Source organism: Pseudomonas sp. NPDC086112 (assembly GCF_044746425.1).
In the GTDB taxonomy this organism is placed as follows: domain Bacteria; phylum Pseudomonadota; class Gammaproteobacteria; order Pseudomonadales; family Pseudomonadaceae; genus Aquipseudomonas.
In genome coordinates this window covers 1-22,844 of the sequence record NZ_JBIVCD010000008.1, presented here as the reverse complement: position 1 = coordinate 22,844, position 22,844 = coordinate 1, and the positions used below count along the sequence as shown (strand labels likewise).

Genomic DNA, 22,844 nt, shown 5'->3' with positions numbered 1-22,844 from the left:
CATGCTGATTCCCGTGATTCTCTCCGGCGGTGCCGGCACCCGGTTGTGGCCGGTGTCCCGCGAAGGCCATCCCAAGCCGTTCATGACCCTGCCCGACGGTCAGTCGCTGCTGAGCAAGACCTATCGGCGTGCGGCCGGTTTGCTCGATGGCTGGGGCGATATCGTCACGGTGACCAACCGCGACTATTACTTCCAGAGCAAGGATCACTATCAGGAGGCGCGCCTGGAGCGCCATCGCGGGCATTTTCTGCTCGAGCCGACGGGCCGCAACACAGCCCCGGCCATCGCGGCGGCCGCCCTTTCGCTACAAGCCCTGCACGGCGACGAAGCGATCATGGTGGTGATGCCCGCCGACCATCTGATTCTCAACGAAGACGCCTTGAAAAGCGCGGTCGAGCACGCTGTGGCGCTGGCCAAGGCTGGTCATCTGGTGACGTTCGGCGTCGTGCCGACAGCCCCGGAAACCGGCTTCGGCTACATCGAAACCGGTGCCCCGCTGGACGACAAAGGCGCCGCCAAGGTGCAACGCTTCGTCGAGAAACCCGACCTGCAAACCGCCACGCATTATCTGGAGAGCGGTAACTTCCTGTGGAATTCGGGGATGTTCTGCTTCTCGATCGCCACGCTGCTGGCCGAGCTGCACCTTCACGCCCCCGCACTACTTGAACAAGCTCGGGCCTGCATGGCAGCCAGTGCGCCGGTGGAAACCGGCGGTTGCCTGCAACAGGAACTGTCGCCAACGCACTTCGCCGACATCACCGACATCTCCATCGACTACGCCTTGATGGAGCGCTCCGACAAAGTGGTCGTGGTGCCAGCCTCTTTCGATTGGAGCGACATCGGTTCCTGGGGCGCCGTGGCGGCATTGGTGCCAGCCGATGCGCAGAATAATCGCGCCAGTGGCGATGCGATCTTCATCGACAGCCACAACAACTTCATCCAGAGCGAAGACCGGTTGGTCGCCGCCGTGGGTGTGGATAACCTGATCATCATCGACACCGCCGATGCAGTGCTGGTGGCCCACGCCGACCGCGCCCAGGATGTGCGCCGGGTAGCCCGGCAGCTCAAGGACAAAAAACACGAAGCCTATCGCCTGCACCGCACAGTCAGCCGACCGTGGGGCACCTACACCGTGCTCGAAGAAGGTCCGCGCTTCAAGATCAAACGTATCGTGGTCAAACCCGGCGCCAAGTTGTCGTTGCAGATGCACCACCACCGCAACGAACACTGGGTGGTGGTCGAAGGCATGGCCAAGGTCACCAACAACGGTTCCGGTTCGCACCTGGTGGCCAAGAACGAATCGACATTCATTGCCGCCGGGCACAGGCACCGTCTGGAAAACCCCGGCGTGATCGACCTGGTCATCATCGAAGTGCAAAGCGGTGAATACCTGGGGGAGGACGATATCGTTCGCTTCGAAGACCAATACGGCAGGACGGTTTGAATGCTGCTTTCCCTGTATCGCTCGCTGTGGAGCTATCGAGGTTTCATCCTCGGTAGCGTCAAGCGAGAGTTTCAAGCGCGTTATCGCAATTCGCTGTTCGGTGCCCTGTGGACCGTGCTCAACCCGCTGTCGATGATCGTCGTCTACACGGTAATTTTTTCCCACGTCATGCGCGCACGCTTGCCGGGTGTGGATGACGGCATGGCCTACAGCATCTACCTCTGCGCCGGGTTGCTGACCTGGGGTCTGTTCTCGGAAATCACCCTGCGCAGCCAGAACATGTTTCTGGAAAACGCCAACCTGCTGAAGAAAATCAGCTTCCCGAGAATCTGTCTGCCGGTGATCGTGCTGTTCAATGCCGGCATCAACTTCGCGATCATCATCGGGCTGTTCCTGGGCTTTCTGCTGATCACCGGGCGCTTGCCGGGCATGGCCCTGCTGGCGTTGCTGCCGCTGATCGCGCTGCAAGTCATGTTCTGCGCCGGGCTGGGGATGATCCTCGGTGTGCTGAACGTGTTCTTTCGCGACGTCGGGCAATTCTTCGGCATCTGCCTGCAATTCTGGTTCTGGCTGACCCCGATCGTGTACCCGCTGAGCATCCTGCCCGAGTGGGTCCAGCGGCTGTTGCAACTCAACCCCATGACCAACCTGATCGGCAGCTACCAGAACCTGTTCCTCTACGGCCAATGGCCGGTCTGGAGTTCGCTGCTGCCAATTTTCGTGATCGGTATGTTGTTCTGCGTGATCGGGCTGCGACTGTTTCGTCAGCGGGTCGGCGAAATGGTGGATGAACTCTGATGGGACATATACGCGTGACGGGCCTGGGCAAGGCCTACAAGCAATACCCCACGCGCTGGAGCCGACTGGCTGAGTGGCTGATCCCGTTTTCGCCGATCCGCCATCGCCAGCACTGGGTGCTGCAAGACGTGGCATTCGAAATCGCTCCCGGTGAAGCGGTGGGCATCGTCGGGGTCAACGGTGCCGGCAAAAGTACCTTGCTGAAGATGATCACCGGCACCACCCAACCCACCTGTGGGCAGATCCAGCTCGAAGGCCGCGTCGCCGCCCTGCTGGAACTGGGCATGGGGTTTCACCCGGAGTTCACTGGTCGACAGAACGCGATCATGGCCGGGCAACTGCTGGGCATGCAGGTCGAAGAAATCGAAGCCCTGATGCCACAGATCGAACATTTCGCGGAGATCGGCGAAGCCATCGACCACCCGGTGCGCACCTATTCCAGCGGCATGCAGATGCGCCTGGCGTTCAGCGTGGCCACCGCGCGGCGCCCGGATATCCTGATTGTCGACGAAGCGTTGTCGGTGGGCGACGCCTACTTCCAGCACAAAAGCTTCGAACGCATCCGCAGCTTTCGCAGGGCCGGCACCACATTACTGATCGTGTCCCACGACCGCTCGGCGATTCAATCGATCTGCGACTCGGCGATTCTCCTGGAGAACGGCCGCATGGCCATGCATGGCAAGCCCGAAGCCGTCATGGACTACTACAACGCCCTGCTCGCCGAGCGCGAAGGCCAGACGGTGCGTCAGGAAATGCTCGCGGACGGCCAGGTGCAAACCGTTTCCGGCACCGGTGAAGCCGGGATCCTCAGCGTGCGCATGCTCGATGAGCGCGAACGTGCCATCGATGCCGCCGAAGTCGGCCAGCCGGTAGTGCTTGAGGTGCAAGTCGAAGTGCGCCAGGACATCGAACGCCTGGTGCTGGGTTTCATGATCAAGGATCGCCTGGGCCAGGCCATGTACGGCATCAATACCCATCGTCAGGACCTCGCCCTCACCGATCTGCAGGCCGGCGAGCGGCTGACCTACCGCTTTGCCTTCGTCATGGGCCTGGGCAAGGGCAACTATTCCGTGGCCCTGAGCCTGTCGCGACTGGACTCGCACCTGGACCGCAATTTCGAGTGGCGCGACTACGGCCTGGTGTTCCATGTGATCAACAACCGACACGAAGACTTCGTCGGCTGTTCGTGGCTGGGGGCGAAAACCACCATCACTCGCGCGGCCGAATCGATTGTTTCGGAGCGCACGCCATGACCCGTCTACTGGTGGAGTGCACGTACGTGTTCCAGCACCCCAAGATCAATTCGGGCATTCAGCGGGTGGTGCGCAACGTCATCAATCAGTTGCCTGAACGCGTCGATGGCGTTGAATGCATCCCGGTGGTGATGCTCAAGGGCAAGCTCTACCGGGTGTTGAGTCTGGCCCCTTTGGACACACCGCTTTTCAATGGGCTGATGGAGTTCGGTGGGCGCCTGGAGCGATTGGCCCATCGTTTCTGGCAACTGCACCAGCGCCTCGACAAACGCTGCACCTCGCGATGGACCCGGCGCGCGCTGTACGCGGCTTACCGCCTCACGGCGCTGGCGGGTTTCAGCGTACCGCTGCGCCTGATTGATCAGATCAATCAATATCAACTGCCCAAACGTTGCTCGCCGCTGCAGCATCAACCGGGTGATCAACTCGTGTTGCTGGATTCGTCCTGGCACGCCGATTTCTTCCCGTTGGCCGAACAACTCAAACGCGAAGGCGTGGGCATTGTCTCGGTGATCTACGACCTGATTCCCCTGACCCACCCGCAGTTCTACGACATGCGACTGGTGCGGATTTTCAACGAGTGGTTCGACTGGATCGCCAAAACCGCCGACGGCTACGTGGCGATTTCCGCCACGGTGCGCGATCAGGTGCGCGATGAATTGCATCGTCGTGTCGGTCCTGCCAAAGCCGATACCTTGTGGTTCGACTACTTTCACCTGGGCTCGGAGCTGGACCTGCGCGAAGAAACCGCCGCTGTCGAAACACGCCTGACCCGGCTGTTCGATACCCCCGAACCGGTGTTCCTGATGGTCAGCACCATCGAGCCGCGCAAGAACCACGACTACTTGCTGGACGCCTTCGAACTCGCCTGGGCCGCAGGCTCCACTGCCCGTCTGTGCATCGCCGGGCGCATTGGCTGGAAATGCGATGCCCTGCTCGCCCGGGTGCGCAATCACCCGCAGTTGAACACACGACTGTTCATGTTTAACGACCTGAGCGACACCAGCCTCGAACATGCCTATTCCCACGCCAGTGCGCTGGTGTTTCCGTCCTACGTCGAAGGCTTCGGCCTGCCATTGGTGGAAGCCATGCAGCGCGGTTTGCCGGCCATGGGCAGTGACATCCCGGTCTTCCGCGAAATAGGCGGCGAGTTCATGGCGTACTTCGATCTGGCCGAACCACAAAACCTGGCCGATCTGGTTGCCCGATTCGAGAGCAGCAAACAATTCCCGACCGCCCGCGATGTAGCGGACTGGCGCTGGATTGGCTGGCGTGAAGCCAGTGCGCAACTGGCCGAACGAACCCTGCGCAACCTTGTGGAAACACCCGTCGTGCAAGAGAGGCAACATGCGAATTGCCCTTAACGCCCGAATCCTCCAGGCCCCGCGCACCGGCATAGGACATTACGTCGCCGAACTGGTGAATGCCCTGGCCGGTGAGCCCGATGTCGAGTTGTCGCTGTTCCATGGCTGGGGCTGGAGTTCTTCGCTACCCGATGCTGCCATGCCGGGCTACTCGCGACTGACGCCGTTGCTGCGGCAGATACCGGGGGCGTATCAGGCTCGACGCTGGCTGGCGCAGAAACGCTTTGATCAAGGCCGCGCGCAGGCGATCGACCTTTATCACGAACCCAGTCTGTGGCCGTTGTCGTTCGACGGCCCGACGGTCATCACCCTGCATGACCTGACACACCTGCACTATCCCGAGACGCAACCACCGGCGCGCCTGCGAGAAATCGAGCGGCGACTGGCCGATGGCGTGCAACGGGCGCAGCTGATTCTCACCGACTCGCAGTACATTGCCGACGAGGCTCAAGCCTGGTTCGCATTGCCGGCCGAGCGTTTTGTAGTTGCCCCGCTGGGCGTGGCTGCACGTTTCCACCCACGCGAGCCCGAGGCCATCGATGCGATGCTCAAGGCCCACGGGGTCGAGATGCGGGATTATTTTCTCTGCGTCGGCACGCTGGAACCACGCAAAAACCTGACCCTCGCCCTGCGCGCCCACGCCCAACTTCCGGAAGCATTGCGTCAGCGCTTTCCGTTGTTGATCGTGGGCATGGCCGGCTGGCAGCGCGAACAATTCAGCGATGAGCTGCGCCGGGCATTGGCCACTGGTCATGTATGTTTGCTCGGTTATCTGCCCGACGAGCAGGTCGCGCAGCTGTTGGCAGGCGCCCGGGCGCTGATTTTCCCGTCACGCTATGAAGGCTTCGGCCTACCGGTGCTGGAGGCCATGGCCAGCGGCACGCCGGTCATCCTGACCCGACGTTCGGCCATGCCCGAAGTCGCAGGCGTCGCGGGCAACTATATTGAACCTGACGATCCAGACGGCTTGCGCGATGCCATGCGCCGTCTGATCGACGATCAAACACATTGGCAGGCATGCTCGAACGCCGGATTGCAGCAGGCAAGGCTATTTTCCTGGGAGCGCTGCGCGAAGATCACCGCCCGCGCCTACCGCCAGGCTATGGGAGGTTGAATGCGAGTTCTTCATTTTTTCAAGACGTACCTGCCTGACTCGGTCGGCGGGATCGAACAAGTCATCTTCCAGTTATGTGAAAGCGGCGCCCAGCATGGCATTGAAAGCCAGGTGTTGACCCTCAGTGCCGATCCGACACCACCGGTGGTGCAACTCGGGCAGCACGAAGTCCATCGGGCCAAACTCGACATTCAGTTCGCTTCCACAGGCTTTTCTTACAGCGTCTTCAAACAATTTCGCGAAATGGCCGCTGAGGCGGACGTGGTCAATTACCACTTCCCGTGGCCGTTCATGGACCTGGTGCATTTCTTCAGCGCCATGAACAAACCCAGCGTAGTGACCTACCACTCGGACATCATTCGCCAGAAACACCTGCTCAAACTTTACCGGCCACTGATGAACCGCTTCCTCGCCAGCGCTGACCGGATCGTCGCCGCCTCCCCCAACTATCTGCACACCAGTGAAGTGTTGCAGCAGTTTCAGGACAAGACCCGCGTCATCCCCTATGGCTTGAACAAGGCCGGTTATCCACAGGCCGATAACGAACGCATGGACCATTGGCGGCAAAAGCTTGGGGATAAGTTTTTCCTGTTTGTGGGCGTGATGCGCTATTACAAAGGCCTGCACATTCTGCTCGACGCCTTGAAAGACGTGGATTACCCGGTGGTGATTGTTGGCGCCGGGCCGCTGGAAGCCAAACTGCACGCCCAGGCCACAGCGTTGGGTTTGCGCAATATTCACTTTCTGGGGCGTCTTGGCGACGAAGACAAAGTCGCGCTGCTGCAACTGAGTTACGCCATCGTATTTCCGTCGCACCTGCGCTCCGAAGCGTTCGGCATCTCGCTGCTCGAAGGCGCGATGTACGGCAAACCGATGATCTCCAGCGAAATCGGCACCGGCACCAGCTACATCAACATCCACAACGAAACCGGGCTGGTGGTGCCGCCGAGTCATCCACAAGCGTTCCGTGAAGCCATGCGCACACTCTGGGAAAACCCGACGCTTGCAGCCGAAATGGGCGTGAAGGCAGAGGCGCGTTATCGGCAGTTGTTCACGGCGGAAGAAATGGGTCGCAAGTGGACGACGTTGTACGAAGAACTGCTGGAAGAAAAATCCCTGTCCTACGCATAACTCATGTGGGAGCGGGCTTGCTCGCGAAAGCGGTGTGTCAGGCAACATCAATGGTGAATGTCACAACGCCTTCGCGGGCAAGCCTCGCTCCTACAGGGGTCAGCTGTGTGATGCGGGTTTTGGCACGTTGAGGTTATCCAGCATCCGGTTCACCGCCAGCTCGGCCAGCATGACGATTTGCTGAATCGCCATGGCCGTGTTCCGATGCGGCCCTTCCAGATACCCTGCAAAATCACCCGCCATCACACTGGCCTGGGCCAACGATTCACAGGTGTGGGCCAACAGGTCTTCGTCTTTGATATCCGGCGCAACGATAAACATCGTGCTCGGCTTGCGGGCCGCGGGGGATTTGAGGGCTGAGGGGTTGAGGTAGTGATCGAGCGCGCGGTAAGCGGCGTCGTGGAGTCTTTTTGAATCAGCAGATTCGTAGGGAGAAACGTCGTCGGTTTCAGGGGGATTCGGTGTTGCTTTGAACATGGTGAAACTCCATTCGAGGACTGGAGTTCGCCAACACTGCGACCAAGCAGAAGGGTGGCGAACCGTACGCGGGTTGGTCGACCAGGGAATGGAACCCGGCAGGGCCTAAGCCCTCCCACGCACAGCTCGCCATGAAGCAAGCATAAAAGTGCGCCATTCTAAACCTGGGCGACCAAACCCGATCACTGAATTTGCAGCGACCCCCAAAGCCTATCCACCCCATTTCCGACCGACAACCGTCAAAACTTGTCGGAAACATCCCCCCAAAATCATCGATTGTAGGACTGCCTGCGATCTGTGGATAACTCACCGACCGGGTCCCGGGCTTTTGTGGCGAGCGAGCTTGCTCGCGCTGGGCTGCGTAGCGGCCCCAAAATTTCTGATATACCAAAGATCTTGTGAGTGCTGCGCACTCAAGCGGGAGCAAGCTCCCTCGCCACAGTTCGCTTCTACAGGGGATCAGCTGTGTGGCGCAGGTTTTGGTACGGCAACGTTATCCAGCATCCGGTTCACCGCCAGTTCTGCCAGCATGACGATCTGTTGAATCGCCATCGCCGTATGCCGGTGCGGCCCTTCCAGATACCCCGCAAAATCACTCGCCATCACACTGGCCTGGGCCAACGATTCACAGGTGTGGGCCAACAGGTCTTCGTCTTTGATATCAGGCGCGACCATGTACATCGTGCTCGGCTTGCGGGCCATGGGGGATTTGAGGGCTGAGGGGTTGAGGTAGTGATCGAGCGCGCGGTTAGCGGCTTCGTGGAGTTTTTTTGAATCGAGGGATTCGTAGGGGGAAACGTCGTCGGTTTCAGGGGGATTCGGTGTTGCTTTGAACATGGTGACACTCCGAATGAAAGGTTCTACCGCCACCGATCGCTGCGACGCGATTTGAAGGAGGCAGCTGTACGCGGGGTCGCAGACCGAGCCATTCGGAAACTCGGCATACCCGAAGGTATCCCGCGCACAGCCGCCATTAAGCAAACGACTAGCACCGAAGCGCTGTGGTTTGGGCCGGCGATTATGCACCAAATGAACTGAACGGACTGCGACGCCCGATCGCTGATGTGCAGCGACCCCCAAAGCCTATCCCCCCGACTTCTGACACGACAACCGCTAGAACTTGTCGGAATCGTCCTTCAGAACAGCCAAATCTGTAGGATATTCGCAATTGTTTTCAGGCCAGCCGAGATCAAATGTGGGAGCGGGCTTGCTCGCGAAGGCTGTTTAACATTCAACATGGAAGTTGTCTGACGCACTGCTTTCGCGAGCAAGCCCGCTCCCACAGGGGATTTTCTCCGTTGTCTGGTTCAGTTACAGATCCAACACCAACGCCGCAAACCCTGAGCCGGAATCGCGCAAAAAATCAGCACCTGTCCGTTATCCGGTCCTGCCGTCGGCGGCGGCTGTGGATAACTCACTGACCGCTGATCAACCAGGTTTTGCGGATGCATTCGCCTGCGCCCAAGTCCCGGTCAGCAAACTGGTGGGTGACACGCCGTCAAAGCGCCAGCGCAAGGCCAGCGCTGCGGGCCGTCGCACCACGCGCTCCACCTCGAATGTCCACAACCGCTCGGCCCCTTGAAAGGCTTCGACTTGCGGGCCTTCGAGGATGATTTGCGTGCGACCGCTGAGGTGCAGCAAGTCACCCGAATCGAAATCGATAAACAGCAAACCGGCTCGAGGATTGATTAGCAGATTGCCCAACGTATTGAAGAAAAGGTTGCCGGCGAAGTCCGGGATGGTCAGGCGATTGCCTTCTACCTGGACGAAACCGGCCTGGCCACCCCGGTGAGAAACGTCCACCGAGCGTTGGCCATCGACGTCCACATAACTGGCGACAAAGAAGGTATCGGCGCCGGCAATCATGGCTTTGGCCCCGTCATCCAGCCCGTTGAGGTGCTGCGCGACACGGGTCGCCGGATCCGCCAAGGGCACCGAGCGAAATTGGCGCAATTGAATGTATTTCGGGCAATTGCCGAAAGATTGCTGCACCGTCACCTCGAAGCCGCTCGCTGTCACAGCGCCAACTCGGCCATTGAGACGGTTGCGACGTCGCGTGTGCAGCTCAATACCGAGCAGACCGATCGCCGCTCCCTCTTGCAATTGCGCGGGGTCGTCGTGGCCAGGCAGGCTGGCGAACTGCAACAGCGCAGGCTCTGGAGAATGGGCAAAACCCGGCGCCCCTTCCAGAATGCTGGCCCAAGGGTTGCCATCAGCATCCACCGCGCCGTACAGCATGAACGGCAATTGCTGATAGAAGGTGCGGTGCTGATCCGGCATCTCGCTGCGAATCACCCTACGACCTAATTCGTCCATTCGCTCGGCGACACCTACACGAGCCTGCAACTGTTTCTCGCCTGCGTGCCAAGGTGAACGTTCCATAACGGCTTCTCCCCTGCGCTCATCGCGCATCAAGAACAGCCCGACTGAATCGGGCCGTGAGCATCAAGCGGTTGTTTGCAAACCGGCGACGGTGCGTGGCATGCCGACAAACCCTGGCAAGGCTTCAACCCGTGTCAGCCAGGCCCGAATGTTGGGGTAGTCATCCAGCGACACATTGCCTTCCGGGGCATGGGCGATGTAGCTGTACGCGGCGATGTCGGCGATGGTCGGCTCGCCACCGGCCAGATAGGGCGTTGCGCCCAGTTCCTGATCGATCACTTTGAGCCAGCTGTGGGCGTAAGCGATCACCTCTTGCGCGTTGTAAGGCGCACCAAATACGGTGATCAGCCTTGCCCTGCCCGGGCCGAAGGCAATCGGCCCGGCGGCGACCGACAACCAGCGCTGAACCTTGGCCGCACCGACCGGGTCGGTTGGCAGCCAGCGACCGTTGCCGTATTTCAGCGCAAGGTAGACCAGGATCGCGTTGGAATCGGCCAGCACCACGCCTTGATCATCAATCACCGGCACCTGCCCAAACGGGTTGAGCGCCAGAAAATCCGCTTGCTTGTGGGCGCCCTTGGCCAAATCGACGAAGATCAGCTCGGTCGGCAGTTGCAACAAAGACAGCATCAGCTCCACACGGTGAGCGTGGCCAGAGCGGGGGAAGTTGTAGAGTTTGATCGCTTGCATGGTCGACTCCGCTGGGTGGTGGCGCCGTCCAGGAAGATCAGCGCCGATAGGGGCCATCTTCCATCCGCAACCAAAACAACAGAATAACCAGCAAACGCAATCCATTATTTCAGCCAGTGCAATAACTAACCAAGCAGGGCCGGGTGTTCGCGCAGTACGTTCACCACGAAGTCCACAAAACTACGGACCCGCACCGGGGCTTTGCGCCCACCCTGGTAGACCACATGAATGGGCAATGGCGGCAGTTCGAAGTCAGCCAGAACGATTTCCAGCTCACCGGCCGCGACTTTGCTCGCCACTTGATACGACAGCACTCGAGTCAGTCCCAGCCCCATCGCAGCGGCCGTGATAGCCGCCTGATTAGCGGTGACCACAAGACGCGGCTCCAGACGAATGCTGATCGGCTCTCCCGCATCAAGGAACGGCCAGCTTCTGTGCTGACCGATGGACGACGTAGCGATGATCGGGCCTGCGCTTAAATCTGCAGGATGCCGGGGCCGACCATGGTCAGTCAGGAATCCAGGGGACGCGCAGATCACCCGCCGCACTTCGCCCACGCGAATTGCATGTTGATTGCTGTCAGGCAACTCACCGATGCGCACAGCCACATCGATGCCCTCCTCGACCATGCTCACCACCCGGTCGACCAGTAGAGCGTTGATGCTGACTTCAGGAAATTGAGACAAGTAACCGACCATGACCGGCGTAACGAACAAATCACCGAACAACACCGGCGCCGTGATCGTCAGTTGCCCACGGGGTTGGGCGTGGCTCCCGGCCGCCGAATCCTCCGCTTCCTGCACCTCGGTGAGAATTCTCCGACAATCCTCCAGATAACGCTGACCCGCCTCGCTCAAATGCACGCTGCGGGTGGTACGTGTCAGCAATTGGGTGCCAATGCGTTTTTCCAGCGCCGCCACGGCGCGGGTGACACTGGCCGCCGACATCCCCAAACGCCGCGCCGCCGCCGAGAAGCCTTGTTCCTGGGCGACGGTGGCGAAGACTTGCATTTCCTGGAAGCGGTCCATCGGGCATGTCCTTTATTCAGATAAAAAAATCGCAACCGTAGGCTGCGATTTTTATTGTGGATTTAGAGAATTAAAACTGTCGCAAAAGACGCCCAGTTTCCGTGGCCTTCAGCCCGATTCGGAGGAAATGCAAAACTGTCGCGAGCCCCAAAAACCGTGACTCGGACAAATACGCTAGAGAATAAAAACTGTCTAGCCCAGGAACGGCGGGCCTTACAGCCACTTCTGAGATTCCAAGAGTGGATGTCCTGCCCGCTATTCGGGATGAACCCAGCAGCCCGGGCTCTCACTGTCGAAGAAATCGACCTCTACTGGACCTCATATCTCTGATGGTTGCATCGAGTCTTCGGGGGCCGCCAACGTGTCTTCGCAACACGCTAGCGCAGATTCAAGCCCTGATAACGAAACGCTCAGCGGCCACTCAATGGACCACTCAAAAAGGGCCTGATGTCCCGAGGCCGAACAGAGACTGAGCCTGCTCCCGAAGCCTTCCCTAATTCCATGGACTCCCCGCTCAGTAACTCTCCGAGTTGAGTTGCCTCGCCTCATGGGGCGACCTTCCACTCCACTCCTTGAAGGCGCGAGTGAAGGCGCTGTGCTCCGAATAGCCCAGCAGCATGGCGATATCCACGATTTGCAGGCGTGGATCGCGCAGGTACGACAACGCTAGTTCGTGGCGGACCAAGTTCAGCTCATAGCGAAAGCTGGTGCCGGCCTCTTGTAGACGGCGCTGTAGCGTGCGTGACGAGGTGCCCAGTTGGGGGCTTATCCGCTCTATGCTCGGCTCACCTTCGCGCAAGGCATGGGTGATGGTCTTGCGCAGCTGTTCCACGAATTCATCCTGCTGTGGCAACTGGGCCAGCAGGCGATCCGCATGTTGTTCCAACAGGGAGACCAGCGCCGGGTCGGGGCTCTTAAAGGGCAGTTCGAGCAGTTGCGCGGAGAAACGCAGGACCGCCTCGGCCTGACCGAAGCGTACCGGGCAGCCGAAGAAGGCTTCGTACGGGCTGGTGTCGAGGGGGCTGGGATGATTGAAATCGATTCGCAACGGGTTGGCCGTGCCGCGCACTAGGGCACGGCAGAACTGCACTATGGCAACCATACCGGTTTCATTCACCAAGGGTCCGGGCTGGTACTGGCTGACATCCCAGACCAGTTCGAACCAGCCGTCGCCGTCGCGGCGAGTCATGGGAATGACGTCGTACACCAGGCGAATGTAGCGCTCCAGGCGTTGCAGAGCCGTACCGAGATTACCGCAGGCCAGCAGCACCGAGCCGAGCACACCGATATGCCGGGCGCTGATGGTTTGACCGACGTGTAGGCCCAGCAGCGGGTCGTCCAGTGCCTGCGCCGCCGTCACCAGCAGGCGATCCCAGCATCCCACGTCAACGCCGCCGACACCCTCCTGGGCAGGTGTGGGCCAGGGCTGGCCAAGCACCGACTCGGGCTCATGACCGAGCGCCTCCAGGTATTCATAGAGCAGTTGCACGTAGGTCTCGGGCACCACGCGCCTATACAAAGGCTGGCTCATCGGGCCTCTTTGGGTGGGTTGGCCTTTTGTTGTTTGACGCAAAGTGTCAAGCAAGTCGTCGGATACCGTCAAGCCTTCCTAACGGCAGCGGCCGAGAATGACGGCACTCCAGCCATTCCAGCAGATGCCGTTCATGAACACGATCACCGATCTTCTGGCACCAGCGACAATCCAGTTCTTCTCCAACGGCTCGCGTTGCGTTGCCGACTTTTACCGCCCACTGGGTGCAGGACCTTTCCCGGTGGTGGTGATGGCGCATGGGCTTGGCGGGACGCGCAAGATGCGCTTGCCGGCCTTTGCCGCCCGCTTCGCCGCCGCCGGCTACGCTTGCCTGGTATTCGACTATCGCCACTTCGGCGACAGCGAGGGCGAGCCTCGCCAACTGCTGGATATCAACCGCCAGCTCGAAGACTGGAAAGCCGCGATAGATCACGCCCGCCGCCTCGCGGATGTGGACCCGCAGCGTGTCGTTATCTGGGGCACCTCGTTCGGTGGCGGGCATGTGCTGGCCACCGCCGCCGACGATGCCAGGGTGGCCGCTGTCATTTCCCAATGTCCCTTCACCGACGGCCTGAGCTCCAGTCTTGCCACCGAACTCCTGGTGTCACTTCGCCTCACCTTGCTGGCCCTGGCCGACCGTATCGGCTCGTGGTTCGGCGCCAAACCCATTCTGGTTCCGCTCGCCGGTCAACCTGGCGATACGGCATTCATGACTTCGCCGGATGCCTGGAGTGGCTATAACGGGCTGATCCCGTCAGGTGCGCGTATCCGCAAAGAGGCCGCCGCGCGCTTTGCCCTGGACATCATTCGCTACTACCCCGGGCGCAGTACACCTCGTATCCAGGCCCCCGTGCTGTTTTGCGTGTGCGATCCCGACAGCGTGGCACCGGCGAAGCAGACGCTGCGTCACGCCCGGCGCGCGCCACGTCATGAGATCCATCGCTATGCCCATGGGCATTTCGATATTTATGTGGGCGAAGCCTTCGAGCAGGTGGTGGGTGATCAACTCGACTTCCTCAAGCGCAACGTGCCAAGCACGCCAACGAAGAGATAAGAATATGTACGACCTTCAAGGCAAAGTGGTTCTGATCACCGGCGCGGCTGGCGGCATCGGCGCCGCCAGTGCACGCGAACTGTATGTGCAGGGCGCCAGCCTAGTGCTGACCGATACCTCGCAGGAGGCGGTGGACAAGCTGGCCCAGGAGTTCAACAGCCAACGTGTGTTGCCGCTGGCGTTCGACGTCACCGACGCCGAGGCGGCAAAGGCAGTGATACGCCAAGCAGTCGAGCGTTTCGGCCGTCTCGATGTGGCCTTCGCCAATGCCGGCATCTCCTGGCGAGGCGTACCGGCGACCCTACGCACCTGCGACGAAGCGGAGTTCCGTCGCATCATTGAGGTGGATCTGTTCGGGGTGTGGCACGCGATGCGCGCCGCACTGCCGGAGGTCGTGCGCAATCGGGGCCAAGTGCTGGTCACGTCGTCGACCTATGCCTACTTGAACGGCATGGCCAACGCGCCCTATGCCGCGAGCAAGGCGGCGGTGGAGTCGCTGGCCCGCTCGCTGCGCGCCGAGTTAAGTGCAACCGGGGCCAGCGCCAGCGTGCTCTATCCCGGCTGGACGGCGACCGCCATCGCCAAGGTCGCCTTCGGTGGCAACGCCATCGCCACCCAGATGAACGAGACCCTATTGCCGGCCTTCCTGCATCGGGCGATTGCACCGGAACAGGTGGCACGTGGCGTGGTGCGCGGTCTACAAAAGCGCCAGCCGCGCATCGTTGTACCGGCTCGCTGGGCGCCCATCTCACTGTTGCGCGGCCTGTTCAACGTTTTCACGGACTGGCATCTGACACGCGATGCCCGCCTGCAACGGTTGCTCCACCAATTGGAAGAAGAAACCGTTCGCACCCAGAGCCCTAGTTGATGCCCCACTACTTGCTTAAGGTTCACCCATGAAAAGCTACTCGTTGAACGACCGCGTCATCGCCATCACTGGTGCCACGGGTGGTCTCGGCAGGGCCGCCGCGCAGGCCCTGCGCGACAAAGGCGCGAAGCTGGTCTTGCTGGATCTCGATCTGGATAGCCTGAATGCCATGGCTGTCACCCTGGGCGGGCCTAATGTCGCTGTCGGTTGGGTGGCCAACGTGCGCTCAATTGAGAGTCTGGAAACGGCGCTGAAAGAGGCCGCGCAGCATTTCGGCGGAATTGATGTGGTGGTCGCCGGCGCTGGCGTCAGCTCGGTGGTAGCCCTGGAGTATATCGATCCCGCCACGTTTGACCGGGTCATCGATATCAACCTCAACGGTGTGGCGCGCACCTTCCGCGCTTCACTGCCCCATGTGAAGGCACGCCAGGGCTATCTACTGGCCATCTCGTCTATGGCGGCTTTCGTTCATTCGCCGTTGAACACGGCCTACACCGCCAGCAAGGCCGGAGTCTGGGCCCTGTGTGACAGCTTGCGCCTGGAGCTTCGTCAGCACGGCGTGAGTGTCGGCTCGTTCCACCCGACCTTCTTCCAAACGCCGATGATGGAGGCGATCGTTGATGGGCCGTCCTCCACCCTGGTCTGGAATAACCATCAGGGGGTCTGGCAGTTCGTCGCGTTGGAGCAGGTGGTGGCCGCCCTGGTGGACTGCATCGAGCAGCGGCATGACTTGGTGACGGTGCCACGCAGCCAGGTGCTGGTGGCGAAAGCGCCAGGCTTGCTGCGCCGGCTTATCGAGTGGATCGGTTTCGACGCTGGAAAAGTCGCCGAAGCGGTAAGGCTCAGCGATGAAGACAAGGCTTCATTAGGTCAGGGTCGCAGCCTGAACGAATGACCGCTTCTGGCCGTGGGCATGTCGCCCGCATCCGGGCCGGAACTAACCAGGAAATCCTGGCGCCGCTCTTGGGGCGCTATAGCTTCCAAGTCGAATGGCTTAATTGAGTCCCTGACTCGCATTTGTAAGTCCAGCAGTCGTGCCCTGGCGGTGTTCCGTCAGGGTCTTTTACACAACTTCGATCAACTCCAACCGGCACTCAAAAGTGCACAGGAAGGCGAAGCCTTGCCTGCGTGCAATCAACAAAAACAATAAACGAGAGGTGGAAAATGAAACTCAATAGCCGTGCGATCCCGTGTCTCTCCGCTCAGCGAAAGTGTGCTGCGTGGATTAAGTACACCAGTGTCATGGCACTGCTCAGTGCCTCTACAATTGCAGGCGCCAATGGCATTGCTCTTAACGAACAAAGTGCCAGCAGTGCGGGAACTGCTTATGCGGGAAGGTCGTCTTCCGCACTGGACGCCAGCACCATCTACGGAAATCCTGCTGGCTTGACCAAGTTGAAACGTACCGAGATTTCCGGCGGGGCCGCGATCATCTCGGGGAGCGACGACATTAGTGATGCGCAGAGCAGTGTCGCAGGAACGAATAAGGGGGACTCGGTACCTTTGGCGGTCGTGCCCTTCGCCTATATGTCGACGCCGCTTGATGATCGTTTTTCGATTGGTCTGGGTCTCTATGCTCCGAGTGGTCTGATCAATGAATACGAGAGCAGTTTTCAGGGCCGCTACCAGGGTTCCTATAGCTCGACCAAGGAGGTAACCCTGCAGCCCACCATTGCCTATCGGATTAATGATTACGTGTCCATTGGTGGCGGACCGACCATAAACCATTTCGATGCAAAACTTCAGAATTACCTGGCCACCGGCGCCCTGAACAACGGCCAGGACACACGGGTCACCATCAAAGGCGATGACACGGCAATTGGCTACAACGTCGGCCTCTTGGTTGACTTGAGTGATGCAACGAGTTGGGGGATTAACTATCACTCGAAGGTGAGCTATCACCTCAAAGGGCATACCGAGGTTTCCGGCTCCCCGAGCGTTATCCCGCTGGACGGAAAGTATGACAACAAGATAGACATCACGATGCCCGAATCCGTGGACATCTCTATCACCCATCATTTCAATAGTCGCTGGACGGGATACCTGGGGACCACCTGGAAACGTTGGAGTCGACTGAAAAAGATCGAGGCAATCAACAGCGATGTTTCCGCCCTTGGCCAGAGTGCGGGTCTGGAGCGTGTGGGCGAACCATTGAACTGGCACGACACGTGGTCCACCGCCGTTGGCGCATCCTTTCAATTGAACCAACAATGGCTGCTGCGTGCAGGCTACGCCTACGATCCGTCGCCAATCAGCAATGCCGATCGTAGCGTGCGCGTTCCGGTTGGTAACCGCCAAGTCGTGACCCTGGGTGGCGCTTATTTGCCGAGTCCCGATCTGACGATAGACTTTGCTTATGGTTATCTCTGGGAATCCAAAGCCTCGGTAAACCAACCGAACAACTCCGGCCTTCAACCTGAATACAGTGCTAATTACGAAAACAGTGCGAATATATTTTCAGTGCAGGCAACCTATCGGTACTAATCCTCACCCTCATAAGCCCGATGAAGGTCAGTTAAGCAATTTCAGCCGCGACGCACTCTTTGCTGTAGCAGCCTCGTGAACTGGGCAGTTGCGGCTTAACTAATTGGCGTTGCTGAATCAGCCGATTGAAGCCGTTGCATCCTTGCCAACCCATCGCCGCTGAGAGTCTTTTCAACTCGATATTCTTCAACACGTGACGTGTCGCGAGCTGATCAAAGATTGGTGCGACATCTACGTTCCAGTTGAGGAATAGGTTCCGCCGCACATAAGAGGCGAGTGATTCGTCGAGCTGAATTTTCAAAGGCATGGGCGAGGGTCAAAGCGGGGTTACAGCCATCGCAACAGAAGGAAGGGAGCCTGTGTCGATGAAGGGAGCTGGGACGGCTCCCTCCCTCTGCGACAGTTTTTATTGTCTAGCGACAGTTTTTATTCTCAAAAATCAATTGTTTCGATCACCTGTGGATAACTTATTCCACCGTCACCGACTTCGCCAGGTTACGCGGCTGGTCAACGTCAGTACCTTTCAATACGGCCACATAGTACGAAAGCAGCTGCAGCGGAATGGTGTAGAGAATCGGCGACAGAATGTCATGGATGTGCGGCATATGGACGACATGGGTACCTTCGCCATTGGTCATGCCAGCCTGCTCGTCGGCGAAGACGATCAGTTCACCGCCACGGGCGCGGACTTCCTGGAGGTTGGATTTCAACTTCTCCAGCAATTCGTTGTTCGGCGCCACAGTGACGACGGGCATGTCGTTATCCACAAGCGCCAACGGGCCATGTTTCAGTTCGCCCGCCGGATAGGCTTCCGCGTGAATGTAGGAGATTTCCTTGAGCTTGAGGGCTCCTTCCATCGCCACCGGGAATTGCGCGCCGCGACCGAGGAACAGTGTGTGGTTCTTCTCGGCGAACAGCTCGGCGATTTTTTCCACGGTACTGTCCATGGCCAAGGCTTCGCCCAAACGGGTCGGCAGGCGACGCAGTTCTTCGACCAGTGTGGCTTCGACACCTTCGGCCAACGTACCGCGCACCTGACCCAGAGACAGGGTCAGCAACAGCAGGCCAACCAGTTGAGTGGTGAAGGCTTTGGTCGAGGCTACGCCGATTTCGCGACCGGCCTGGGTCAGCAGCGTCAGGTCCGATTCACGTACCAGAGAGCTGATGCCCACGTTGCAGATTGCCAGGCTGGCGAGGAAACCGAGCTCCTTGGCATTGCGCAGCGCAGCCAAGGTGTCGGCGGTTTCACCTGACTGGGAGATGCTCACGAACAGGGTGTCGGGCTGCACCACTACTTTGCGGTAGCGGAATTCGCTGGCGACTTCGACCTGACACGGGATACCCGCCAGTTCTTCGAGCCAGTAACGGGCAACCATGCCGGCGTGATAGCTGGTGCCGCAGGCGACGATCTGTACATTGCGTACCTTGGCAAACAGCTCGGCAGCTTGGGGACCGAACGCCTCGACCAGCACTTGGTTTTGGCTCAGGCGACCTTCGAGGGTGCGCTGTACTACGACCGGTTGCTCGTGAATTTCCTTGAGCATGTAATGGCGGAATTCGCCCTTGTCAGCCGCTTCGGCCCCGTCACGGTACTGAACGCTTTCACGCTGGACGAGCGCGCCATCGATATCCCAGATCTGCACGCTGTCGCGGCGAATTTCGGCGATATCGCCTTCTTCCAGGTACATGAAACGGTCAGTGACCTGACGTAGCGCCAATTGGTCGGAAGCCAGGAAATTCTCCCCCATACCCAGACCGATCACCAATGGGCTGCCACTGCGGGCCGCCACCAGGCGATCCGGTTGAAGAGCGCTGATCACCGCCAGACCGTAAGCACCGTGCAATTCTTTGACGGTCGCTTTCAGGGCTACTGTCAGGTCGGGTTGCAGCTTGAGTTTTTCGTGCAGCAGATGCGCGATGACTTCAGTGTCAGTTTCCGACGTGAACACGTGGCCCAAAGCCTTGAGTTGCTCGCGCAGGGCTTCATGGTTCTCGATGATGCCGTTGTGCACCACCGCCAGATCGCCTGAGAAATGCGGGTGAGCATTGCGTTCACACGGCGCGCCGTGGGTCGCCCAGCGGGTATGGGCAATGCCCAGACGGCCGACCAGTGGCTCTTCGATCAGCGCCTGTTCCAGCTCGCTGACCTTGCCCGGACGACGCGTGCGCAAGAGCTTTTCATCATTGGTGTACACAGCCACACCGGCGCTGTCATACCCGCGGTATTCCAGACGTTTGAGGCCTTCGAGCAGGATGGCGGTAACGTTACGTTCTGCGACTGCACCGACAATTCCACACATGCTAGTTCTCCTGACTGACGGCGGCGCAAATCAAATTAATGCCGCGGGCCTGAATCTGATCGCGTGCCGCAAGTGGCAGACGATCATCGGTAATGAGGGTATGGACGCTGCTCCATGGCAGCTCCAGATTGGGAATTTTGCGGCCGATCTTGTCGGCCTCGACCATCACGATCACTTCGCGGGCAACCTCGGCCATGACACGGCTCAAGCCCAGCAATTCATTGAAGGTGGTGGTCCCGCGCACCAGATCGATGCCATCGGCACCGATAAATAGCTGATCAAAGTCATATGAGCGTAGTACTTGCTCGGCCACCTGACCCTGGAAGGACTCGGAATGCGGGTCCCAGGTCCCGCCGGTCATCAACAGCACCGGCTCATGCTCGAGTTCGCTCAAAGCGTTGGCGACATACAGGGAGTTGGTCATCACCACCAGACCCGGTTGCTGACCGAGTTCCGGGATCATTGCCGCGGTGGTGCTGCCGCTGTCGATGATGATTCGCGCATGCTCGCGGATTCGCGTGACGGCGGCACGGGCAATGGCCTGTTTGTATTTGGAAACCGGTTGGCCGAGATCGGCGACCAGTTCCTGAGGCATGGTGACCGCCCCGCCATAACGACGCAGCAACAGACCGTTGCTTTCAAGCGCGGCCAAGTCCTTGCGAATCGTAACTTCCGAAGTTTCGAAGCGCTTGGCCAACTCATCCACACTGACTTCCCCCTGCTCATTGAGCAAGGCGAGGATGTTATGGCGGCGTTGGGGCGTGTTGCGCTTTGACATGACTTGGTAAGTTTCGATTCGAAAGATAACGTAAGCAATCAAAACCTATTAGCGAAACTTCGTCAAGCGCGACACGATACAAATGATCTGTGGATAAAAAGCTTCGCGGGCAAGCCTCGCTCCTACGGATGGTGATATTCCGTAGGAGCGAGGCTTGCCCGCGAAAGCAATCTCATGGCCAGCACATCATGAACTGTGGATAACTCAGCTCTTCTTGATCTTCTCCGGCCGTTTCCAGCCATCGATGTTCTTCTGCCGAGCCCGCCCCACGGCCAACTGAGCCTTATCCACATTCTGGGTAATGGTCGAACCCGCCGCCGTGGTCGCACCCGCTGAGATATCCACAGGCGCTACCAACGAGTTGTTGGAGCCGATGAATACATCTTCGCCCAACACGGTTTTCCACTTGTTGGCGCCGTCATAGTTACAGGTGATGGTGCCTGCGCCAATGTTGGTGCGCGCACCGATCTCGGCATCGCCCAAATACGTCAAGTGACCGGCCTTGGCGCCCTCGCCCATATGGGCGTTCTTCAGTTCAACGAAGTTACCCACATGCGCGCGAGCTTCCAATACAGTCCCGGGACGCAAACGAGCGAACGGGCCGGCATCGCTGCCTTCACCGAGCATCGCGCCTTCGATATGGCTGTTGGCCTTGATCACCACGCCTTTGCGCAAGGTGCTGTCCTTGATCACGCAGTTCGGGCCAATCACCACGTCGTCCTCGATGACTACTTTGCCTTCGAGGATGACGTTGATGTCGATCAGTACATCCCGGCCGATGGAGACCTCACCACGCACATCGAAACGTGCCGGGTCGCGCAGGGTCACGCCCTGAGCCATCAAACGACGAGCGGCGCGCAGCTGATAGTGACGCTCAAGCTCGGCCAGTTGCTTGCGATCGTTGGCGCCCTGCACTTCCATAGCGTCATGGGGGTGTTCGGTAGCCACCACCAGACCATCACTGACCGCCATGGCGATCACGTCGGTCAGGTAGTACTCGCCTTGGGCATTATTGTTGGACAGCCGGCTCATCCAGTCGCCCAAGCGCTCAAAAGGAACTGCCAGGATGCCTGTATTACCTTCAGTAATGGCGCGTTCGGCATCGTTGGCGTCTTTTTGCTCGACGATGGCGGTAACCTTGCCGGCGGCATCGCGGACGATGCGGCCATAACCCGTAGGGTCATCCAGCTCGACAGTCAACAGGCCCAATTGCTGCGGTGCAGCCAGCTTGAGCAACCGTTGCAGGGTTTCGACTTCGATCAAGGGTACGTCGCCGTAAAGAATCAGCACGGTATCGGACTCGATGAACGGCACAGCCTGGGCCACCGCATGTCCGGTACCCAGCTGTTGATCCTGCAGGACGAAATTCAGGTCATCGGCCGCCAGACGCTCGCGCACCGCTTCGGCACCATGTCCGATCACCACATGGATGCGTTGTGGATCTAGTTGCCGGGCCGTGTGGATAACATGGCCAAGCATTGAGTTACCGGCAACAGGATGCAGGACTTTAGGCAAGGCCGAACGCATGCGCGTGCCTTGGCCGGCAGCGAGGATAACAATTTCAAGAGACATGACAGGCTACTAATCCTGGGGGTCAGCGGCTGCGACCGGGTGATGAAAGTCGGAAAAGAAAAAAGGGTAGCCGAGGCTACCCTTTTTAATCAATCGCGCAATAAGTCGATGGCCTATTAGTGGCCGAACTTCTTGCGGATCTGCTGGACGGTGCGCAGCTGAGCTGCAGCCTCGGCCAGACGTGCGGCAGCAGAACCGTAATCGAATTCCGCGCCTCGCTCATGCAAGGCCTTCTCGGCAGCCTTAACGGCTTCCTGAGCGGAGGCTTCGTCCAGGTCGGCAGCACGTTGCACGGTGTCGGCAAGAACCTTGACCATGTTCGGCTGAACCTCGAGGAAACCGCCGGAGATGTAATACACCTCCTCTTCCCCGCCCTGCTTGATCAAGCGGATAGGACCCGGCTTGAGATTAGTGATCAGCGGCGCGTGACCCAGGGCGATACCAAGATCACCCAGTGCACCGTGCGCAACCACCATCTCGACCAGGCCGGAAAAGATTTCCCCTTCCGCGCTGACGATATCGCAATGGACTGTCATAGCCATCTGATTGCCTCAACCTAATTTAGCGCCCGTTTTG

General features: G+C 59.3%; 20 protein-coding genes and 1 pseudogene. 10 read left to right on the top strand and 11 right to left on the bottom strand.

Annotated features, from left to right (window positions below):
• Window position 1: 1 nt before the first annotated feature.
• The 6 genes from ACIPLA_RS08260 to ACIPLA_RS08235 are packed head-to-tail and all read left to right on the top strand — an operon-like array spanning window position 2 to window position 7,104.
• Complete coding sequence (locus ACIPLA_RS08260) at window positions 2–1,444, top strand: mannose-1-phosphate guanylyltransferase/mannose-6-phosphate isomerase (RefSeq protein WP_401172895.1); 1,443 nt, start codon at window positions 2–4, stop codon at window positions 1,442–1,444.
• Window positions 1,445–2,242 carry an ABC transporter permease gene (locus tag ACIPLA_RS08255; RefSeq protein WP_218395690.1) on the top strand — a complete coding sequence of 266 codons (798 nt, stop codon included), beginning with the start codon at window positions 1,445–1,447 and terminating at the stop codon, window positions 2,240–2,242.
• Complete coding sequence (locus tag ACIPLA_RS08250; RefSeq protein WP_401172894.1) at window positions 2,242–3,495, top strand: ABC transporter ATP-binding protein; 1,254 nt, start codon at window positions 2,242–2,244, stop codon at window positions 3,493–3,495. The genes ACIPLA_RS08255 and ACIPLA_RS08250 overlap by 1 nt, the downstream gene beginning before the upstream one ends.
• Window positions 3,492–4,859 carry a glycosyltransferase family 4 protein gene (locus tag ACIPLA_RS08245; RefSeq protein WP_401172893.1) on the top strand — a complete coding sequence of 456 codons (1,368 nt, stop codon included), beginning with the start codon at window positions 3,492–3,494 and terminating at the stop codon, window positions 4,857–4,859. The genes ACIPLA_RS08250 and ACIPLA_RS08245 overlap by 4 nt, the downstream gene beginning before the upstream one ends.
• The gene (locus ACIPLA_RS08240; protein WP_401172892.1) at window positions 4,843–5,973 is read left to right on the top strand and encodes a glycosyltransferase family 4 protein; all 1,131 of its coding nucleotides are present in this window, start codon (window positions 4,843–4,845) and stop codon (window positions 5,971–5,973) included. The genes ACIPLA_RS08245 and ACIPLA_RS08240 overlap by 17 nt, the downstream gene beginning before the upstream one ends.
• Window positions 5,974–7,104, top strand: coding sequence for a glycosyltransferase family 4 protein (locus tag ACIPLA_RS08235; RefSeq protein ID WP_401172891.1), 1,131 nt, complete (start codon window positions 5,974–5,976; stop codon window positions 7,102–7,104).
• Window positions 7,105–7,203: 99 nt separating this feature from the next.
• On the opposite strand, the gene ACIPLA_RS08230 is transcribed toward ACIPLA_RS08235, so the two are convergent.
• From ACIPLA_RS08230 to ACIPLA_RS08205, 6 genes and pseudogenes are all read right to left on the bottom strand, one after another.
• The gene (locus ACIPLA_RS08230) at window positions 7,204–7,581 is read right to left on the bottom strand and encodes a DUF6124 family protein (protein ID WP_401172890.1); all 378 of its coding nucleotides are present in this window, start codon (window positions 7,579–7,581) and stop codon (window positions 7,204–7,206) included.
• A 459-nt stretch (window positions 7,582–8,040) separates the two neighbouring features.
• Window positions 8,041–8,418, bottom strand: coding sequence for a DUF6124 family protein (locus ACIPLA_RS08225; protein ID WP_401172889.1), 378 nt, complete (start codon window positions 8,416–8,418; stop codon window positions 8,041–8,043).
• 609 nt (window positions 8,419–9,027) lie between these two features.
• Window positions 9,028–9,963, bottom strand: a pseudogene (locus ACIPLA_RS08220) (pyridoxamine 5'-phosphate oxidase family protein); the annotation flags it as partial.
• A gap of 63 nt (window positions 9,964–10,026) precedes the next feature.
• Window positions 10,027–10,653: a glutathione S-transferase family protein gene (locus ACIPLA_RS08215; protein WP_192345178.1), complete on the bottom strand. Its 627-nt coding sequence runs from the start codon at window positions 10,651–10,653 to the stop codon at window positions 10,027–10,029.
• Between the two features lie 125 nt (window positions 10,654–10,778).
• Complete coding sequence (locus ACIPLA_RS08210) at window positions 10,779–11,681, bottom strand: LysR family transcriptional regulator (RefSeq protein ID WP_401172888.1); 903 nt, start codon at window positions 11,679–11,681, stop codon at window positions 10,779–10,781.
• Window positions 11,682–12,195: 514 nt separating this feature from the next.
• Window positions 12,196–13,212, bottom strand: a complete 1,017-nt coding sequence (locus tag ACIPLA_RS08205) for an AraC family transcriptional regulator (protein WP_401172887.1) — start codon at window positions 13,210–13,212, stop codon at window positions 12,196–12,198.
• Window positions 13,213–13,309: 97 nt separating this feature from the next.
• Between ACIPLA_RS08205 and ACIPLA_RS08200 the strand changes: the two genes are divergently transcribed.
• From ACIPLA_RS08200 to ACIPLA_RS08185, 4 genes are all read left to right on the top strand, one after another.
• Window positions 13,310–14,266 carry an alpha/beta hydrolase gene (locus ACIPLA_RS08200; RefSeq protein WP_401172886.1) on the top strand — a complete coding sequence of 319 codons (957 nt, stop codon included), beginning with the start codon at window positions 13,310–13,312 and terminating at the stop codon, window positions 14,264–14,266.
• A 4-nt stretch (window positions 14,267–14,270) separates the two neighbouring features.
• Window positions 14,271–15,134 carry an SDR family NAD(P)-dependent oxidoreductase gene (locus ACIPLA_RS08195; protein ID WP_057396520.1) on the top strand — a complete coding sequence of 288 codons (864 nt, stop codon included), beginning with the start codon at window positions 14,271–14,273 and terminating at the stop codon, window positions 15,132–15,134.
• 28 nt (window positions 15,135–15,162) lie between these two features.
• On the top strand, window positions 15,163–16,029 hold the full coding sequence (locus tag ACIPLA_RS08190) for an SDR family NAD(P)-dependent oxidoreductase (protein ID WP_401172885.1): 867 nt from the start codon (window positions 15,163–15,165) through the stop codon (window positions 16,027–16,029).
• A gap of 269 nt (window positions 16,030–16,298) precedes the next feature.
• Window positions 16,299–17,618 (top strand): outer membrane protein transport protein, encoded by a 1,320-nt coding sequence (locus tag ACIPLA_RS08185; RefSeq protein WP_401172884.1) that lies wholly within the window; start codon window positions 16,299–16,301, stop codon window positions 17,616–17,618.
• Window positions 17,619–17,649: 31 nt separating this feature from the next.
• Here ACIPLA_RS08185 and ACIPLA_RS08180 read toward each other — a convergent pair whose 3' ends face one another.
• From ACIPLA_RS08180 to ACIPLA_RS08160, 5 genes are all read right to left on the bottom strand, one after another.
• Complete coding sequence (locus tag ACIPLA_RS08180) at window positions 17,650–17,925, bottom strand: hypothetical protein (protein ID WP_123495604.1); 276 nt, start codon at window positions 17,923–17,925, stop codon at window positions 17,650–17,652.
• A gap of 160 nt (window positions 17,926–18,085) precedes the next feature.
• Window positions 18,086–19,918, bottom strand: coding sequence for a glutamine--fructose-6-phosphate transaminase (isomerizing) (glmS, locus tag ACIPLA_RS08175; protein WP_123495602.1), 1,833 nt, complete (start codon window positions 19,916–19,918; stop codon window positions 18,086–18,088).
• A gap of 1 nt (window position 19,919) precedes the next feature.
• Entirely contained in the window at window positions 19,920–20,696 is a 777-nt protein-coding gene (locus tag ACIPLA_RS08170) for a DeoR/GlpR family DNA-binding transcription regulator (RefSeq protein WP_007903040.1), read from the bottom strand.
• A 204-nt stretch (window positions 20,697–20,900) separates the two neighbouring features.
• The gene (gene glmU / locus ACIPLA_RS08165) at window positions 20,901–22,268 is read right to left on the bottom strand and encodes a bifunctional UDP-N-acetylglucosamine diphosphorylase/glucosamine-1-phosphate N-acetyltransferase GlmU (protein ID WP_401172883.1); all 1,368 of its coding nucleotides are present in this window, start codon (window positions 22,266–22,268) and stop codon (window positions 20,901–20,903) included.
• Window positions 22,269–22,384: 116 nt separating this feature from the next.
• Window positions 22,385–22,810 carry a F0F1 ATP synthase subunit epsilon gene (locus tag ACIPLA_RS08160; RefSeq protein WP_010465460.1) on the bottom strand — a complete coding sequence of 142 codons (426 nt, stop codon included), beginning with the start codon at window positions 22,808–22,810 and terminating at the stop codon, window positions 22,385–22,387.
• Between the last annotated feature and the right edge of the window lie 34 nt (window positions 22,811–22,844).